Source organism: Sphingobacterium sp. UBA7855 (assembly GCA_002500745.1).
In the GTDB taxonomy this organism is placed as follows: Bacteria; Bacteroidota; Bacteroidia; order Sphingobacteriales; family Sphingobacteriaceae; genus Sphingobacterium.
The window spans coordinates 149660-170141 of record DLST01000010.1; the positions used below are offsets into that span (position 1 = coordinate 149660).

At 42.9% G+C, this 20482-nt stretch carries 10 protein-coding genes; 8 read left to right on the forward strand and 2 right to left on the reverse strand.

Going from position 1 to position 20482, the window contains the following annotated elements; all coding sequences use genetic code 11:
- Positions 1 to 52: 52 nt before the first annotated feature.
- Positions 53 to 709, forward strand: coding sequence for a response regulator transcription factor (locus B2107_RS06925; RefSeq protein WP_293954383.1), 657 nt, complete (start codon positions 53 to 55; stop codon positions 707 to 709).
- Positions 710 to 852: 143 nt separating this feature from the next.
- On the opposite strand, the gene B2107_RS06930 is transcribed toward B2107_RS06925, so the two are convergent.
- On the reverse strand, positions 853 to 3582 hold the full coding sequence (locus B2107_RS06930) for a DUF5695 domain-containing protein (RefSeq protein ID WP_293954385.1): 2730 nt from the start codon (positions 3580 to 3582) through the stop codon (positions 853 to 855).
- A gap of 248 nt (positions 3583 to 3830) precedes the next feature.
- Between B2107_RS06930 and B2107_RS06935 the strand changes: the two genes are divergently transcribed.
- Positions 3831 to 7238: a family 43 glycosylhydrolase gene (locus tag B2107_RS06935; RefSeq protein WP_293954387.1), complete on the forward strand. Its 3408-nt coding sequence runs from the start codon at positions 3831 to 3833 to the stop codon at positions 7236 to 7238.
- A 76-nt stretch (positions 7239 to 7314) separates the two neighbouring features.
- Here the strand turns inward: B2107_RS06935 and B2107_RS06940 are convergent, their stop codons facing one another.
- A complete protein-coding gene (locus B2107_RS06940; RefSeq protein ID WP_293954389.1) occupies positions 7315 to 7530 on the reverse strand; it encodes a hypothetical protein in 216 nt (71 codons plus the stop codon).
- 583 nt (positions 7531 to 8113) lie between these two features.
- On the opposite strand from B2107_RS06940, the gene B2107_RS06945 reads away from it, so the two are divergent.
- The 6 genes from B2107_RS06945 (at position 8114) to B2107_RS06970 (ending at position 20481) form a co-directional block, all read left to right on the forward strand.
- Positions 8114 to 11221 (forward strand): SusC/RagA family TonB-linked outer membrane protein, encoded by a 3108-nt coding sequence (locus B2107_RS06945; protein WP_293954391.1) that lies wholly within the window; start codon positions 8114 to 8116, stop codon positions 11219 to 11221.
- A 16-nt stretch (positions 11222 to 11237) separates the two neighbouring features.
- Positions 11238 to 12842 (forward strand): RagB/SusD family nutrient uptake outer membrane protein, encoded by a 1605-nt coding sequence (locus B2107_RS06950; RefSeq protein WP_293954393.1) that lies wholly within the window; start codon positions 11238 to 11240, stop codon positions 12840 to 12842.
- Between the two features lie 249 nt (positions 12843 to 13091).
- A complete protein-coding gene (locus B2107_RS06955) occupies positions 13092 to 14726 on the forward strand; it encodes an alpha-L-fucosidase (RefSeq protein ID WP_293954394.1) in 1635 nt (544 codons plus the stop codon).
- Positions 14727 to 15146: 420 nt separating this feature from the next.
- Entirely contained in the window at positions 15147 to 15734 is a 588-nt protein-coding gene (locus tag B2107_RS06960; protein WP_293954396.1) for an RNA polymerase sigma factor, read from the forward strand.
- Positions 15735 to 15800: 66 nt separating this feature from the next.
- Complete coding sequence (locus B2107_RS06965) at positions 15801 to 16997, forward strand: FecR domain-containing protein (protein WP_293954398.1); 1197 nt, start codon at positions 15801 to 15803, stop codon at positions 16995 to 16997.
- Positions 16998 to 17109: 112 nt separating this feature from the next.
- Positions 17110 to 20481, forward strand: coding sequence for a SusC/RagA family TonB-linked outer membrane protein (locus B2107_RS06970; protein ID WP_293954400.1), 3372 nt, complete (start codon positions 17110 to 17112; stop codon positions 20479 to 20481).
- Position 20482: the final 1 nt, after the last annotated feature.

Genomic DNA, 20482 nt, shown 5'->3' on the forward strand with positions numbered 1-20482 from the left:
AAAAATTAACTTATTAAAAAAAATAAAGTATCTTAGTGGGATTGGAGGAAAAATGACTAAAATTCTTTTAGTTGATGATCATCGGCTTGTGAGAAACGGGATACGATTGATTATTGATACCCACGACAAGCTTTCTGTGGTAGGGGAAGTAGATAGTGCAGAGGATGCATTAATGTACCTTGAAAAAAATAGCTTACCGGATTTAGTTTTAACAGACCTGAATATGCAGGGTATGGATGGAATAACTTTCATCCAAATGGCCAAGAAGATATATCCAGACGTCAGATTTGCGCTTTTATCGATGGTGGAAGAACCGAATGAAGTGGCCGAAGCTTTTCGTAGTGGTGCAGACGGTTATCTGTCGAAGGGTGGGGATTATGATGAAATCTTATTTGGACTATTACGTTTATCCCAAGGGCATAAATATCTGATGACCAATTTCGGTCTACGGTTTATGGAAAATTTTGATGTAGAGAGTAGCACCAGTGTCGATGTGGCTTCACGTCTTTCGCAATATGAAATCACGGAGCGGGAGTTTGCTGTACTTGAACTCATTGCCCAAGGTTTTACTGCTGTGGAAATTGCAGACAAGATGTTTTTGAGCAAACGCACTGTTGAAGGGCACCGTCAGAATCTTATGGATAAGACCAAAAGTAAAAATACAGCCGATCTGATCCGTTTTGCATTTCAGCAAAAGTTACTGAGTTAGGAGCGTCTTCTTTTTCGGATGAAAAGATGGCCGATGGCTTTATGGATAACTGTTATGATTGGGTTTATTGAAAGCAGAAGGTGGCTTCCAGCTCATGGAAGCCACCTTTATTGTTATCTTATGCGCGCTACTGTGTAGCACTTTTACTTCAACTTTTTCAATGTTATCATTTTAGTTGACACAGGTATTGTATAACGGTTAAATGCATCCTTATTGAAACCTTCTACTACGTAATTGCTTTCGGGATTAACATTAAGCAAGATATTCGTAATAGGTTTCTGGCTAGCGCTATTGAAAACCAGGGTGATGCTACCGTCTTTTTGATCGTAGTGCAGTTCGGCGATCTCGCCGGCATCTGTGGTGAGCCAAAGATTCTCCTTGGCGAGGAATACACGAGCTTTGGATGCTGTCGTCAGCGCAACTTTGACCAGCTGTTTTTCGGCTCTTAGATTACCGCTGAATGCGAGCCACCCAAATTCAGGGTGCTCCACTATATAGGTTCCCGAATTGACTGCATAGCCATAAAAGCCGGTTCCGTAATCTCCGGAGATACCGTCATTGGCCAATGTGGATGGATAGGAGTGGAATGCTCCCGGACCGAAGCCGTCGGTAGTAACATTGGCCAGTGCTCCCATCATGCCTGCATGTCCGATACGTAGCAAGTAGAAATCGTCGGGATGATCCCGATAGGCCATCAGCACAGGGATGGAATTAAGCGCGGAACCGTAGTGATGGAGCTGACGCTCGATTCGCGAAAGTTTGCCACCATAGACAAAATCCCAGTAACGCCGCGCGCTGCCGTTGTAACCCCAATGCGGAACGGTAGGCATATAGGCGATGATGGCATTCAAAGTGACCTGTGCTTTCTCATCAAAGCCAAAAAAGCGTGACCAAAGAAAGACTTCTTCTTGACCCGTGGAATCCCAAGGCATTTCACTTCCGAACGGATAATTAAGGGTTTTCCAATGCTCTGCCCGCTTGCGCATCGCAGCTTCAAGGTTATTGGCCATGGTCGTCAATCCTTCTCGGCGGAGATCTTGTAAGATGATAAGGAAGATACTCCCTTCCATTTGGCCGAATTGGGCGTAATAGGGTGCTTTTTCGACCATGGCGACACTCGTTTGGTAAGCACGTTCGAGGTAAGTTTGCCAGCTTTCTTCGTTCACTAAATTCGTATAGTTGCGGGCGAGTCTGTACATCACCCAGTGTGCTGCCGCCACATGAGGATAATTGTAGGAACGACCAATATCGTCAGCTTCTTTTTTCGGCCAGGCAGACCAGGTCTTCCAGTTGATGTCCGTACGATAAGTGCCAGCTGGCATGGAGTCGGGTTCATAATAAAATAGGCTTTTGACTACCCCGTATTTCTTGTCTCCTTCTTTGTGCTGGATATGGCCATATAAGGTTTCATTGACAAACCGTTTCAATTTGGCTATTTCCTGTTGGTCGGGTTGCAATACTTGTTTCATCAGTGCGGCAAGCCAGCTTGCCGCTCCAGCTTCATCACTGAGACCCGCAAACCATGCACTTTTATTTTGGGTGATGGGCTGCTGCTCCTCATAGTCGTATGATATAACAGCAGGTGAGCGACCGAAGGGATCTTTGTCATTTTCATACCATTGTTTGGTGGTCAGAAAATGACCGAGATCCTGAACCACTTCTTTTTCGGATTTGATTACTTTGTATTGGATAGTCTGCGTTATACCGTCGCTATAGTTGATTGTTAGTCTTGCGCGGCCCCAACGATTGCCTTTCACTTCATATTTGGTCCATTGCTGCGGTGTGCTCCCTTTTTTTGTCAGGGTTAATGCTCCTTCGGGATAGACACTAATGCTTCTAATAGCTGTATTGTGTTTGATAAAAAGGTTGGCCGGATTGTCCATTGGAACAAGATAGCCAGGCACGCCAATAGCTACAGGCCTGTTGTTCTTCACTAATTCGGACTCTATTTCCCGGATACTTGGGGCAAGGACAAATTTTAAGGCAAAGGTCTTTGATTCATGTGGTTTCAATAGCGTGGAAGTAGGTGTGTTCCATTGTTCTACGCCTTTCCATTCAGTCTCAGCATAGGCCTTGCTATGGATCATCCATTCATGAAAGCCCTCAAAAGTAATACTTCGGGGAGTAGGGTCAGTATTGAGCGGATTGTAAGCTTCAAATCCTGCATTTTTATAGGGCAATACCAGCAAACTAGGGCCATTGCCATGCAGGCGGTTCACTTGCAGATAACCGGCATCCTTGCCGATATAGGGATCGAAAAAGACGTTCTGGGCATGTGCCTGATCGAGATTCTTCCAGTCCATGTTATTATTGAATGGGAGAGGGATACCCATTGATCCAATCTCGATCGTATAATCGTTGGGGTTTGTCAGTTCAAAACTCAAGATCAGATCCCCCTGGTCATCTTGCCAGTGTCGGATCACTTTCAAAGGGATATGGTTAAGCGTGGGACTGATATCTGCACTGGCGAGGTTGTTTTTTGCAGGGGGTATTGTGATGACATGCTTACGGTCTGCAGCTGATGAATAGGCCGTCCATGAGCTGTCTCCCTGACGACGCAAACGGATATTGATATCGCCGATATGAAAAAACTGATTGCGATCTCTTTTATTGAGGAGCTCAACTGGCGTATAGTCAAAACCCTTTTCGACGCTATTGGGCCGAAAGGATGATAGTGTCTGGGATGCGTTGAGTATAGCCACATTGAGGTTTTTGAGGGTGAAGCTTTTTGCCCCCTCCTCCAAGCCTAAAGTGGCCTGCTGTGCTTTTACTGCTTTCCATACCGGATGTTCATCCTGCTGGCTATACACACGAGTTGACAACTGTGTGCAAACGAGCGCAAAGAGGATCCAATAGCTTTTTTTTAGATTCATTTTAGACATTTTAGTAACCATTTTAAGACAGCGAAGGTCATTGCTCTTACAAAGATGAATGATTGTACCCTGTATTTATGGGTGAATTTTAACCTTAAACACCCCATTCTTAACCGATTTGACTTCAAAATTTGGAATACCGCTGTTGATTTATAAATTTAATGTAAAATGGACATTTATCGTAGGTTTTATTTGTTATAAAATCGATTGGTTGAGCTGTCTTTTTTTTAACCAATAAACTTTGCGTTATGAGGATGGATTATTTCTATTTTACGGTTTTGGCAATATTGTGCTGGTGGTTGGGCAGCAAGACGTTCGCGCAGTCGTTACAACCTTGGCAGCAGCCGAATGTGTTGAATCCGCTGCTGCCTGGATATTTTGCTGATCCGACGATTAAAAAAATTGCGGATACCTATTATATCTTTGCGACGACTGATGGGAATGGCTGGGGTGCGGGGCCGTCACAGGTGTGGACATCGAAAGATTTAAGAAACTGGAAGATTCAACCGATGAACTGGCCCAATACACATTGGTACTGGGCGCCGGATATGACGCAGGGATACGATGGCCGTTATTACCTCTATTATAGTCAGCCTGTCGAAATTTTTGGCGCAGTGGGCGATAGCCCAACGGGCCCCTGGAAACCTTTAGTGCCTGACGGCAAATCGATGATCCCAAATTATATGATCCCCGGCGTGATTACCCTAGACGGGCAAACCTTTCGGGATGACGATGGCCGCATCTATATGTATTGGGGAACCTGGGGCATCTATCCCGATCATGGTTGTGCTGTAGGGATACTCAATAACGATATGAAAACTTTCCAAAAGACAGCGTTGATCCCCAATACCGTGGCGAAAGACTTTTTTGAAGCTCCTTATATGTTTAAACGTAAGGGCATCTATTATCTGATGTACTCTTCCGGCCATTGTGAAGATGATAGCTACCGCGTACAATACGTCAAAAGTAAAGTAGGCCCTATGGGACCTTTTGAATACCCTTCTACCAATCCCATTTTGACCACCAATGAGGATGGTAGTATTCATGGCCCAGGACATCATAGTGTGTTGGAGCTAGACAACCGTTATTTCATTGTCTATCACAGACACAATAATCCGCATTCGGGAGGTGGTTTCCACCGTCAGGTGGCGATGGACGAAATTTTCTTTACGCCCGAGGGTGACATCGTGCCGGTGCGGCCTACACATACTGGCGTGCTGGATGTAGTACCTGCTCAGGCAGAGCCGGTCGATTTGGCTTTTGGGAAAGCAGTGAGGGCATCCTCTTTTTACTCGATGGATTTTAGACCCTCTTTCGTGGTAGACAACAATAATGGAACATTATGGCGGGCCAAGAACAACGAAGGACCGTCCTGGGTAGAAATTGACTTAGGAAAGGTGGTGGATATACAGACAATAGCCATTCAATTTGAGTATCCGACTTATGCCTATCAGTACAGATTAGAGACTTCTGTCGATGCAATAACCTGGGTGACTTATGTGGATCGTTCGGACAACAACCGTTGGGCAAGTCCTATTGTTGAACATGGTAAAGCTTTGGGGCGATATGTTAGACTGCATATACTGCATACGCAATTGAATGGGCTTCCTCGTGGCCTATGGAATATGAAGGTTTATACACAGCAGCTCGTTCAGGAGACATTATGGTCGCCACCACAACACATGCCTGCTAAAGAAGTAACGCAAGGCGATCTGATCCATATTGATGCAACGGATTACGAGGAGGGGCAGCTCGTGAAAAATATTAAAAATAAGGGTTTGATAGGGGGAGTGTTTAGTTCTGAACAGGCATTGGCCGTTAAAAATTATCAAGGCAAGCGGGCATTTTTCTTTGATGGAACCACTGCGCTGCGATCGAGTTTTGCCGTACCGCAGTCACTTGCAGGAAATAGTTCGTTTAGCCTTGCACTATGGGTAAATAATCCCAGGCTTGGAAGATTTGAACAACTGCTCGCCTGGTCGTCGGGATCGCAGGATCTCAGTAGGGCACTATTTGGTTATGGCAGCGATCCAAAACAGGGTGCTATCATTCACGGATCGTGGCCTGATATGGGGTATTCTTCTGTTCCAGAGGCAAATTCCTGGCATCACATTGTATTCTCTTTCGATGGCTATCAAGAGTCTATTTATGTGGATGGAAAACTGCAGCGTACGGAGAACAGAATGCTGTTTGTTCATCCGGGGAAATCTTTTGTTCTTGGAGCTTCGGACATACTCAATCAAAACTTTTCGGGTTATGTAGCGGATTTAAAACTGTATCATACCGCCTTGGATGAGCAATTGGTAGCCAAATTGGCAAATGTGGATCCGGAATGGCATTTTTTTGCGCTGCAAGCTGATGATTTGAACCTTGGGAAGGTCAACACCTTAAGAAATCAGGGAACATCAGCAGACACGTTAGTAACGCTTCAAGATGCGGAAGTCGCTGTGAAGGGTAACAGACTGTCAATAAAAGTAAATACCCTAGAAAGTAAGGCTTTGACAGCGATATTGCAGGAGAAAAACTATGCTTTGGACTTCGATTGGTACGATGGTACTGCATGGCAACATGCTGTAATAACAGCTGATAATGGGAAGAAGAAATTTTATTGTAACGGCAAATTTGAAAAGCCGGGTTATTCTGACAAACTGCTAAGGATGATGAGTAACAGTATTCAATTGACTTATCCATTTCATTTCTTTCGTGCTTATCCACATCACTTAACATCGGATGCGGTAAATAAAAGGTTCAGCCAGTGGAAGGATGGGTTGGCTAATGATTTGGAAGCGTATGTTCCAAAGGTACTTTCGCAACCGCATTTTATCAATGGCAATCAGGTCTTTGTGCAGGTGGAAAAACAGCAAGGGCTTTGGTATCTGTTTGGTGGAACAAATGAGCTATCGGGCTGGAAACAAGAGCCCTATCATCTTTTTAAACCGTCCAAACTTGAAAAGGCCATCGAAGTGTCGGTTAAAGATGTCTTTGGACATGTGAGCAAGCCCACCCGAATTTCTGTTCGGGAGCTAAAGCCTAAATTGCTCCAGTTTTCACCACTACAGGGTGATACAACCCGAAATAAGAAGATCCCTTTTTGGGATGGATATGAAGCTATTGGTTGGAATGATAGTACACAGACTGAGGTTTCTTGGCAGAACAGCAGCTGGAAATTACAGTCGAAGGATACCAAGTGGGGCGACAAATTACCGCCCGGCCCTTTTCTTTATAAAGAGCTGGAAGGTGATTTTACTGTGGAAGTCAAGGTCAGCGATGTAGCGGGCTTGGCTCGCCGGATACGCACATCAAACGAAGCTGGTATTATGATTCAACCGGTGGACAGGAAGGGTGCTTACATCAATCATTGTATTTTAACGGGATGGAACCTCGGCAATCTGTCGCGAAGCATTGGACCGCAAATTTTTCAGGAAGACAATACGGGGACGGGAATCGATTTTTCGCCTTATCTTCAGGTTCAAAAGGTTGGTAATTATTTCTTCTTACGATCCTCGAAAGATGGTCTGGATTGGAAGGACCTTCCGGGGACGCCATTTGTAAGAAATGATCTGAATGGTAAAAAGCTGCGCGTTGGACTGTATCAAATCGCCGGTAACAATGCGTTGGGTTATGTCGTATTTGATGCATTCCGGATATGGAAATAAATCTATTTCTAATTGTATTATGCGCATAATATGGTTTTATGCGCATAATGGCCTTTACCCAATAGCTAGAAAAAGTCTATTTCTCCTCAAAGATAGATTTGTACGGATTCGTTTGTTTTCCTCTAATGTTTTTAATCCCCTTGCTGTTTAGCCATTCGGTAAACTGATCTGGATTTTCTGGGATAAACTGGATGACTTGACCATTTTTCAGGAGCAAGGAAAATATACCACAATTAGCAATGAATTTTGTGATCTCATCGGAACGGTGTTTCAATGGTGAAAAATATTCCATAACATTTGGCTCTTTTTTAAGTAGGTTGGATAAAATATCCAAAACATCATTAAATGGTTAATTCAATAGATTGTATAAATCACATCAAAGATGCGAAAAAATATTTTATATTTCTTTAAATGATTAGAAATTGTTGTTCTCTTTTTTTTTGTATAGAATTCTTTTCGTTGAGCTATCAAATTATCATATTTTATAGCGGACTTTTAGCAATATTTTCAAAAATAGCGTCATTTTGTGCTATTTTGCGCGATATTCAACATCCTTGTCGGTACCTTAGATCTTCTATTTTAAACATTTTTACCCTTCTTTTAAATATTTGTTGCAAAGGAATTTTAATAAAAACAATAGTTTCGCTTTATAACCAACTAGCAAATGGCTAACTCATTTTACAAGGATGAGCTATAAAGGGAATAATGATTTTTTAAGCATATACCTTATTGAAGAAAGCCAATATTTATGTGGTGATATCCCACATAACGGGTGAGTATAAACAATTTGAATACTAAGTAATAACCAATTCATATCAATAAATAACCAACTACCTGCCTTAATAGGCAGCAAGAAATTTATATCAAGTAAGATTATGAACAAAAATTATGTGTCATCTATCTTTTGTTTTTCCAAAGAGAGGAACAGGAAAGTGAAGTGGTTGTTAATAGCTTCCATGTTAATGTCCATTGGACGACTGTCTGCTCAAGAAAAAGTGATCCATGGGAAGATCATAAGTGATCAGGGAAAACCTATTATCGGGGCATCGATTAGAGTGAAAGATAAAACACTCAGTACTTCCACAAATGAGAAAGGTGAATTTGTGCTCAAGCTCAATCCGGGCGAGACGATTATTGTGTCCAATGTAGGTTATAAACTCGTCGAATATGTCATCGGTAGCGCTTCAGAGGTGAGCATTCCACTTGTTGCCACAACCATTGCGGTGGATGAGGTTGTGGTGGTTGGATATGGTAAGCAAAGGAAGGTGGATCTAACATCTTCTATTGCGGTTGTCGATACCAAAGATCTTGTAAAAGTACCTGGAGGAACGATTGCCACGCTTCAGAGTGCTGTGCCCGGCGTACAGGTAACCAATGGAGCTATTCGCATCCGTGGTGTTGGATCCATTAACGGAACCGATCCCCTCTATGTGGTAGATGGTATGATCGGCGGGGCAATGCCCGACGAAAATAATATTGCCAGTATTCAGGTGTTGAAAGATGCTGCTTCCAGTGCTATTTATGGTGCCCGGGGAGCGAATGGCGTTATTTTGGTCACCACAAAACGGGGTAAAGCTGGAGATGTAAAGATTGATTACAATGCTTTCGCTGGCATCAAAAATATCTCCCATAATGTACCGCTATTGAACGGACAGCAGCTGGCGGAATTGATCAATGAGGAAATGTATAATAAAGATCCCTCACGTCAAGACTATTTGGCTGCGCTCGCCAAACCGTCGGCAATTGGGGAAGGATATAACATGATGGATGAATTGCTGCATACTGGCAATTACCAACGGCATAATCTTTCCCTTTCGGGCGGTTCTCAAAATGCGAATTTTCGGTTAAGTGGTATTTATGCTACAGATAAATCCATTATTATTCAGGATAAAAATAAGTATTATGGCGCCCAATTCATCTCTGATTTTACCAAAGGTAAACTTAAGATAGGGGAAACACTTTCATTGGGTTATACGCGCCGGAATTGGAGTGATAAAAACATCTTCGATGCACAGAAGTGGTCTTCGACATTGCCACTATATGATGCGAATAGCAGTACCGGGTTTGCAGGAGCTGGCAACGGAACCGACGTCCCAAGTGCATTGGCAAACGCATACCTCAATAAAAACGTCAATGATAATTTTTCGGTAAACGGTAATGCATGGGCTACCTATGAAATTATCAAAGGACTGGTCTATAAATTTAATATGGGAATAGACCTTAGCCGTGTGCGAAATGAGGGTTACATCGGCAACTACTCGGTCGGTCAATACCAAAACCATAGTCCGGATGAACTCAATATATCGAGTAGTCAAAATAACAGATGGTTATTTGAAAATACGCTGAATTATGAAAATAATTTTGGCAAACATGCAATTTCGGCTTTAGCGGGTATCACGTCGGAAGAATCCCGTTATAATGCGGTCAATGCCGGCGCCCGGGGGTTGCCAAGTCCAGATGTTTTGATTCTCAATTCGGCCTCCTTGGCGAGTTCCCGCCTTGTTGGTTCAGGAGTGGGGCAGTCGGCCATGTATTCTATGCTTGGACGTGTCAACTATAATTATGACAATCGATATCTTCTGACATTAAATATGCGAAGGGATGGATCGGCAAACTTTAGCAACCAATATCGTTATGGAAACTTTCCTTCGATATCTGCAGGATGGCGCATCAGTCAGGAATCATTTATGAAAGCATTTCCTGCGATTAGCGAATTGAAGCTCCGCGGTAGTTATGGACTTCTGGGGAATTCGGATATCGCGCAATATCAATATCAACGGACGGTGAGTTTTGATCATGTGTGGTATTATCTGAACAATGTGATGGTAACAGGTGCTTTACCACAGACTCCTTCTAATCCGAATGTAAAGTGGGAAAGCCAGTACTCTACTGATATTGGTGTCGATTTGGAACTTTTTGATCATAAATTGGCTTTGACCATCGACTACTACAATAAAAGGACTGAGGACATGCTGATCAATGTGCCTATTTCGTTCACTGCTGGGTATGGCAACAACTTTCCAGTGCTGAATGCCGGTAGCATACGGAACCGGGGTTGGGATGTCTTGGCATCGTATAAAGATCGAGCAGGCAATTTTAGCTATCAAATCGGGGCCAATATATCTTTTGTGAAAAACCGTGTGCTCAGCTTGGGCAACAATAATGAAATTTTGTGGGGAAGTATCTCACCCGGTGGAGAAAATGTAACAAGGACAGCTGTTGGCCGATCAGTGGGGGAATTTTGGGGCTACACTACCAACGGTTTATATACAAGCCAAGCGCAATTGGATGAAGATAAAGCTTTTGCGCCTAATGCAGCACTTGGGGATGTGCGATTCAACGACCGAAATGGCGACAAGGTATTAAATGATCAAGATAAGGACTTTTTGGGAAGCCCAATACCCGATTTTAGTTATGGATTCAATGCTGACGTGAGTTATAGCAGTGCTATAGGGATTTTTGATCTGTCGATGATGTGGCAGGGAAGTCAGGGGAACGATATCTATAACAATAGCCGCTATTGGGGCGAGGGAATGTACCATTACTATAACAATTTTGCTTCAACGCTGGATCGCTACCGTGCAGAAGAACTTATCTTCAAAAATCCAGTATCCGGTGAGACGACAGTGTATCCCAAAAATACAGATACCGATATTCCACGTGCTGTACTTGGTGATCCTAATCAGAATTTAAGGGCTTCGAACAGGTTTGTTGAGGATGGCTCTTATCTGCGTCTCAAAGTCGTCAATATTGGTTACAGTTTTTCTAGCCCAACGCTTGAACGCTGGAAGATCGACCGATTACGGTTTTATGTCGGCGCAAAAAACCTGCTGACCTTTACCAAATATTCGGGATATGATCCTGAAGTGGGGTCGGGCGATACACGCTCCAATTTGAGCCGTGGAATTGATGGGCAAACGCCATGGGGGCTGAGCTTCCCGAATTCAAGAGAGTATTTTATGGGTATTCAATTTACATTCTAACTACGATATCGACATCATGAATAGACACTATATAAAACTTGTTGCTGCTGCTCTGCTGTTACAGTTTTCGAGTTGTAAACCAAATTTGGATCTTTCCAATCCTCAGGAATTGTCGACAGATACTTATTATAAGACGGCAGATCAATTGGAAAATTCCGTTATACCCGCATACCAGGCGCTGATTGGGCGTACGCAGGGTGGATATGCTCGTAGTTTGTATTTTGAGCTTTTGGCTCCTGGGGATGATTACAACCACACGTTTAAGTGGGAGCCTATGTATCAGGATAGCTACAATACGCCTGCGAGCGATGGAATGACAGCGCAGACCTGGAGAGATTTTTGGAACGGGGTATTTGCGGCTAATTTAGCTATTGACCGTATTCAGAAATTTGAGGGCGAAATAGAACAAAATAGAAAAAATAGATTGTTGGGGGAAGCGTATTTTTTGCGAGGTTTGAATTATCTGCATCTGGGCATGTTGTTTGGTGAAACCATTCCACTAATGAGTAAACCTGTTGAAACAAATGAAGATTATTATCCGGGCAATGCACCGGCGGGCGCCGTTTATGCGCAGATCGTGGATGATTTCAAGAAAGCATCGGAATTGTTGCCAGCACGGGCAGCACTTTATGCCGACAGTAAAATGATCGGTAGGGCGACAAAAGGTGCTGCACAGGCTTATCTCGCCAAAACCTACCTTTATAAACCCATTTTGGCTAAAGGACAGGCGGCGGATTTTGCAAATGCTGAGATTCAATTAAAAAGTGTTATTGATAGTAAGGAGTACCAGTTGATGTCCTCTTACAGGGATAATTTCTTGGAGACAAAAGAGAATAATCAGGAGTCTATTTTTGAAGTCCAGCTTTATAATGGTCCGGGCTGGCTAGGTGACGATATATCGAGTTCGTGGCGATGGCAGGAAATCGGCATGTTTGACGGTACTGGCGGCGCTTGGTGGAATCTCGCGCCCAATAAAATGGCGCATGATCAATTTGAAGATGGCGATCCTAGAAAGTTTATGACTTTATGGTGTGAGAATGGTGCGAATTTTACGCAATTGGATGGTAAGGTCACCACTTATACGGACTGGATGAAGAATTTGGCGACGAATAAGGATCTATATGGTACAAGAAAATATTGTCCTGACGTGCAAATAGCGGACTTTGATAACGGTAATAACGACCGCATTTTTCGGTACAGTGATGTGCTGCTTCTTTATGCGGAGTGCCTCAACGAACGGGGGGATGTAACTGGAGCCAAGCAATACATCAATCTGGTTAGGATGCGTGCCAATAATATCGTTCCCGATGAACAGCCGCATCTTTGGTATCAAAAATCGAAAGGAACGATTCCTGACGTAGACGGATTGCTTGCGCAAGGTTTAGTAAAAAACGGTGTTTCATTAAATACCGTCAAAAATATTATCGTTCATGAGCGATTTGTCGAATTCCTTGGTGAATATCAACGGTATTTTGATTTATTGCGGTGGGGAATGGCTGATCCTGTCTGGTTGGAGCCGTTGAAGAAAGGGGGGTGGTCGCCAAAAGCCATGTATTATCCTTTCCCTCAAGCTGAACTGGATAATAATAAAAATTTAAAAGGTAATGAGATGAACAATTGATCTTAGAAAGTTATTGGTTATTTATTCATAGTTAGTGTTAGGTGGGGGTGCCCTTTTTAGGGCACCTTTTTTATTGCCTAACGGTGCAAAAAATGGAGTCTGTGTCGATATTGTATTAGTATTCATCGATTATGTAGTTTCATTGTTGGTTCAATTCAGGTATTTTTGGTATTCAAAAAGATAACAGATTATAAACCAAATGCCTTTGTCGAGCATCTTTAGGTGAGGCATTTCGCAGATCATGATATAATGGACAGAAGAACAGCAATTAAGTTTCTCGGTGCAACTATTCCGACCCTTTTCCTTAGTAGATTCAGCGCGGCACATGCGTATCTTGGGAAAGTGCCCTTTCACCCCGACTGGCGTTCGCTAGCAAGTTACCAGGTTCCTAATTGGTTTAGGGATGCCAAATTTGGTATATGGGCACATTGGGGGCCGCAGTGTGAACCGGAAAGGGGAGATTGGTATGCGCGAGGTATGTATCAGGAGGGATCCGACCAGTATAATTATCACGTCGAAAAATATGGACATCCTTCGGTGTTTGGTTTTAAAGATGTTATCCATCAGTGGAAAGCCGAAAATTGGAATCCGGAAGAGTTAATGGAATTGTACAAAAATGCTGGAGCCCAATATTTTATGGCGTTGGCCAATCATCATGATAATCTGGACCTTTACCGGAGCAGCCACCATAAATGGAACAGCGTGAATGTTGGCCCTAAAAAAGATATTGTGGGCGGTTGGGAAAGTGCAGCAAAAAAAAGAGGGCTTAAATTTGGCGTGAGCGTTCACGCAGCACATGCTTGGACCTGGTATGAAACGGCTCAGCGAAGTGATAAAGCAGGGAAGTTTGCCGGAGTTCCTTATGATGGTAAATTGACAAAAAAAGATGGTGTAGGAACATGGTGGGCAGACTACGATCCGCAGGAGCTTTACGCGCAGGAGCATGAACTTAGTTTGGATAGCAAAGATGATCATACCGTTCATCGGCAATGGCATTGGGATGTAGACTCTGGCGTGAGTGTACCTGATAAGGCATACTGTGAAAATTTCAAAGCGCGGACGATGGAATTGATCCATAATTACAACCCGGATATCGTTTATTTTGACGATACGGTGCTACCCCTCTATCCAATAAGTAATGTTGGACTGGAGATTGCAGCCGATTTTTATAATAAGAGCATGCAGGAAAATAATGGTAAAGTTAATGTAGTCATTAATGGGAAGATCCTGAATGAACAGCAACGTAAATGCTTGGTATGGGATATCGAACGGGGACAAAGCAATACCATCGAACCGCAGCCATGGCAGACCTGTACTTGTATAGGATCTTGGCATTACGACCGTCGTATATATGATAACAATCACTATAAATCTGCTAAAACCGTTGTCCACATGTTGATTGATGTGGTCAGTAAAAATGGTAATTTATTATTAAGTGTACCCTTGCGGGGAGATGGTTCTATTGACGAAAAAGCGAAGGAGGTGGTTCAAGGAATAGGGAACTGGATGTCTGTTCATCAGGAAGCCATCATTGGTACGAGACCATGGGTTATCTTTGGGGAGGGACCGGCACAGGAGGAGGCTCCGTCATTGAGCGTGCAAGGTTTCAATGAAGGGAAAGGAAAAGCTTTTACCAGCGATGATGTCCGTTTTACCACGAAGGGAAATGTTTTGTATGCCTTTGTTATGGGGATGCCGACCGAAAAGCAAATCAACATTAAGTCTTTAGGCCGTTCGGCCCCGAATGCGAGAAAAGTAAGGCGGATACAGCTGCTCGGAAGTGATGATCGAATTTCCTATCAGCAACTCGATAATGTTCTTCAGGTCTCCTTACCGGATAACTTCGCTCAAAACAACATTGCGATGGTATTAAAAATCACGTAAAGTTTTGATTTTTTCTGTTTTTAAAGCATGTGTTGGATGCTGGTTAAAAATGCTATAATTGTATCTCGCGGGATAGCAAGGCAGGCGGTATGACTAATGCGCAAACTGTTGAACATATGAAGTTACGCTGTTGGTCGACGACCAGTGTCCAAACTACTTAGCAATACCTTGCCTTTCATCGGAAAAAATAACGAAAAAATACGCCTCGGGATTTCGCGGCCGGCGGTATGCCTATCCTGCGTTAAGCAGTAGGCTGAAAATGTGGTGAGACATAGAGTTTTCCAGATCATAAAGTATCTGAGCATGGGGTTTTCAGAAATGCAGTTTGCTGAAAAATTTATGGTTGAATTACGAAAATTATGAAAAACTCAATTATCTTTATCCACGAAAAGATGTGCCGCTAGCTAAACGAATCTACCCATGAACTATCCGAGCGAAAAAGAACTGCTTGAAGCTTTCCTAAAAGGAGAGGAGCAGGCTTGTGCGCAGGTATATAATCTTTATTTCAGCCGTATCTGTTTATATGCATCGAGCTTTGTGGATGAAAGCAGAGAAGCTCAAGATATTGCCGAAGAGGGTTTTATCCGCTTGTGGGAAAGTGGACGACGCTATGAGAGCTTATCCCATTTGAAGGCAGCACTCTATCAGGCTACCCGGCACGTTGGGATCAATCACCAGACCGCCCGCAGCAGAAGATTGAATCGGGTGGATCGTTATATGGCACAGCAGGAACCGAATCAAAAATCCTATTTGCATGAAATAGTTTATACTGAAGCAATGGCAGAGCTTTATGAAGCTATTCAAAAACTTCCACCCAAAGCACGCGAAATTATACAGTTGAGCTATCTCGAAGGAAACAGCAACCAGCAAATTGCGGATCTACTGCAATTAAATATTCAAACGGTAAAAAATCAAAAATTACGTGCTTTAGGCCTTCTACGCCAACATTTGAAGCGCGATTCCTTTAATTATCTACTCTCGCTGATCGTTCTTTTTGGAAAAATTTAATTTTTTTTCAATTGTCTTTGGTACTTTTTTAAATCGGTGTGGTATCTGTAGATGAAATAGCTCAAAATGGATACTAAAGAAGAAGAAAAACTTATCCTTATCAGTTCGCTTGTACTCCGTGAAATGCGGGGAACGCTCAGCGGCGAAGACCGTCTTTTTTTGGAAAGCTGGCTGCAAGAATCGATATGGAACCAACAGGTTTATCAACGTTGCCTGGATGAGGCGCAACAACGTGAAGGGTATGCCGGCTTGGCGCATTTTGATAAGCAACGTAATTTCGAGTCGTTAAAGGCTAAAATTTCGTTCCATTCTTCAAAGGGAAGAGTTGGACTCGTGAAGCGTCTATGGCCTTACGTAGCTGCCGCGAGCGTACTTTTGGCCCTGTCTGTCATCTGGTATTGGTTTCAGGAAAACAGTCACCCAGTTGAAAGGCAGCGGACAGTTGTCACTGACCGGCTTCCAGCCTCACATCAGGCTATCATTACACTGTCGGACGGTAGACGGTATGCATTGAATAAAGATGAAAAACAAGTGGTTATCAATGGGAGTGGTATACACTATGATGACGGTCATGAAGTAGCCTCGATCGATGCGGCAGTATCTGCCAAAATTGAAACTCCGCGTGGTGGTACCTATGAGGTCACTTTGCCCGACGGCACCCGGGTTAAGCTAAATGCCGGAACAATACTTTCTTATCCAACGCAGTTTGCGAAGGACAAACGCGAGGTCAGTCTCCAAGGAGAGGCATTTTTTGAAGTTGCCAAAAGGAAAGATCAGCCTTTTATAGTCCATACCAAAAATCAGCAGGTACAAGTTTTGGGAACACAATTTAATATTAATGCGTATCCGACATCAACCCAAATAAAAACAACTTTGCTAGAGGGTAGCGTACAGGTAAAGGAACTGATTAAAGGCCAAAAAGTAAACTTGCTGCCTGGAAATCAGTCTGTCAACACCGGAACGCAGCTGATCAAACAATCCGTAAACGTACAGCAGGAAATCGCCTGGGTCTACGGCAAATTTAATTTTGATGGAAAGTCACTTCGACAAGTCATGGATGAACTGTCCCAATGGTATGCCGTTGATGTGGTTTATAAGGGCGATGTGCCTGATGTTTCCTTCTTTGGAGGAACATTCAGAACGAGCAAATTATCAACCATCCTCAAACTATTAAAAGACCAGGATCTGTCGTATAATCTAACGGATGATGGGAAACTCATCATTGAATATAGTAATCCTAAAGCACAGAAAGGAGGCCAGTAGAGAACAGAAAATTATACTTGACCACATAATATAAATTAACAAATTGGACAGTTAATCCACTTAGCTAATCAGTGGATTCTGTAATCTAACCTAACTAAACTAACTAGAATTAATGAAATTAAGTTGTTTTTCACAAACGACCAGGACCCTTTTATGGCTAGTTTTTGCTGTCTTACTTCAGCTGAGCCAGAAGGTAAATGGGCAAACAGTAACCTATTCCGGGCGCAATGTTCCGCTAATGGATGTGCTGCAGGCTATCAAGATTCAGACGAATTATGAGGTGCTCGGAACCAAAAAAATGTTGGAATCGGTAAAGCCAATTTCTATCAAAGCGGACAAAATGCCCCTTAAATTATTTCTTGATAAAATATTAAGTCCGCAGGATCTCGGCTATACAATTGAATCGAAGACAATTTTCCTGAAAAGGAAAGCTAGTCCATCGAAAGCTGAACCTATACGCCTTCCGCAAGGGGTAAAACCAGTGCAAAAGCAGATCCGGGGACAAGTGATGGGGAAAGACCGGGCGCCTCTTTCTGGAGTGAATATTTCACAAATGGGTAATACCATTGCAGTAGCAGATCAAGAGGGGCGTTTTTCTTTTGTCGGCACAACGCAACCGCTTACATTAAGTCGGGTCGGTTATAAAAACCTCACCCTCGCTTTGGTTGAAAACAAGGACGAATATAGCATTGTGATGGAAGAAGAGGCAAATGCACTGGAGCAAGTGGTTGTTACGGGTTATCAGGTGCTAAAAAAAGACTCGTATACGGGAACTGCGATTACCAAAAGCGGCGATGAACTGCGGCAGGTAAATCCGCAAAACGTCCTACAGGCGATGCAGGTATTCGATCCATCGTTTAAATTACTCGACAATAATCTCGCGGGCTCCAATCCAAATGCATTACCAAATATCAATGTGCGAGGATCTTCGTCACTGCCGACTGGTAGCGGTGAGGTATTAAGAAGAGATAATATTACGACGGCCATCAATATGCCGGCGTTTATTTTAGATGGTTTCGAAGTCAGTGTTCAAAAAGTGCTCGACCTTGATATGACCCGAATAGAGAGTGTTACAATTTTGAAAGATGCAGCGGCGACAGCGATCTATGGCTCTCGAGCCGCCAATGGTGTTATGGTCATCACAACCAAGATGCCTAAGGAGGGTAAACTGCAATTGACTTACACGCATGAAAGCAATATAAATACACCTGATCTCACGGGATACAGTGTTTTACATGCAAGTGATAAATTAGCTTATGAGAAATTAGCGGGACTATATGATCCAGTCATACAGCAGCGGTCCAAGGATGAGCTGGATGAAAAGTACTATAACAAATTAGCGAATGTATTGGGGGGAGTAGATACGTACTGGCTATCCCAACCTGTTCGCACTGCGATAGGACAAAAACATGGCCTTTACGTTCAAGGTGGAGCTGAAACGTTCCGTTATGGTGTAGATTTGCGTTATCAGACTCGACCTGGGGTAATGAAGGGTTCAGGCCGAGATCAGTATTCTGGAGGCTTAAATTTCACTTACAATGTGAAAAATAAGCTCCGATTTCAGAATGAACTTGCGGTAACGATAGTGAGCGGTACTGAATCCCCTTATGGCTCATTTTCTGAATACGTGAATATGAACCCATATTATCGAATGACTGATGACAACGGCAATATATTACAAGAAGTGGATACATGGAACCGGCGGACAAACGAGGGTAATTTTAATCGAGAAGTGGTATTAAACCCACTTTATAATGCAACATTAAATAGTTTTAATAAACTCAGCTATACCGAATTGCTGAACAATTTCTCAGGGGATTTTGATTTGGGTAAGGGTTTGCGCTTACGTGGTCAGGTCAGTTTATTAAAACGCCTCAATGCAAATGACAATTTCCGCTCACCGTCGGCTAATGATTTTTATACCTATGCTACTTCCCGTACAGACGAAAAAGGTAGCTATGAAAGTTATTCAAACAACGAACTGTATTGGGATGCCAATCTACGCTTAAACTGGATGCGTACCCTTGATAAACATAATTTTAATATCGTTGGAGGTACTAATATTCGCACAGAAAGCTTCGATGAGCGTTCATTTAAGGCGATAGGATTTCCAAATGACCGATTTACTAGTATAGGATTTGCTAAAGGTTACGAAGAAGGGGGAAGTCCGGCCAGTAGCATCAGTGCCTCACGATTATTTGGTGTGTTTTTAAGTTCAAATTATTCCTATGACAACCGTTTTTTGTTTGATGCTACATTTCGTATGGATGGTTCATCAAAATTCGGAGCGAATAGACGGACGGCTCCATTTTGGTCGACTGGTGTTGGATGGAATATGCATAAAGAAACGTGGTTCAGCAATGATATCATCAGTCAATTAAGATTAAGGGCAACGGTGGGTCTTACAGGATCGGTACAATTTGATCCATATATGGCCCGTACTACCTATAGTTATGATAAAAGCAATTGGTATTCATCGGGCTTGGGGAGTTCAGTTAGGAATTACGGAAATGAAAACCTGACTTGGCAAAAAACACAAAATACGGATCTTGGGATCGACCTTGGGCTTTGGAAGGATCGTTTGACGATATCGCCACGTTATTATTATAAAATCACACGGGATATTTTAGCGGATATTAACCTAGCTCCTTCGACGGGTTTTAATTCCTATAAAGAAAATTTAGGTGATCTGGAAAACAAAGGTTTTGAAATTAATGCAAATTGGATTCCGATTCGGAATGAGCAGTGGACCCTGAGTTTGATGACCAACTTGGTCCGAAACAGAAATAAAATTGTTCGGATTTCAAATGCCCTAAAAAGCTATAACCAACGGGTCGACGAGGCTCAAGAGGGAGACGATTTAAAAGCTGTACCATTATTGCGCTATAACGAAGGGCAATCTTTGGATGCAATTTATGCTGTTCCCTCATTAGGTATTGATCCAGAAAGTGGAAAAGAGGTGTTTATGAAAAAGAATGGTCAATTGACGTATGACTGGGATTCACGCGATATTGATGTTGTCGCTGTGGCAACGCCAAAACTGGAAGGATTTTTTGGTGGTACTTTGCGGTATAAACAATTTATGGTGGTGGCCTATTTTCAAGCTAGGTTTGGTGGAAAAACCTACAATCAGACGCTGGTTGACCGCGTCGAAAATGCCGATCCACGCTATAATGTGGATAGCCGCGTGTTAGCAGAAAAATGGAAAAATCCTGGAGATGTCACTTTCTATAAAAGCATTCAAGATCTTGGCCAAACACGTGTTTCTTCTCGCTTTATTATGCCTGATAAATTGTTGGCCCTTCAATCGTTTAATTTATCATACGATGCCCGTAAAGAGTTTGCTAAAAAATTGGCCTTATCTAGCCTACGCATAGGTGTCATAGCTAATGATTTATTCCGTTGGTCGTCCATCAAAGTGGAACGAGGAATTACTTACCCTTTTGCACGAAGTGTCACGTTTACCCTTCAGGCTGGTTTATAAT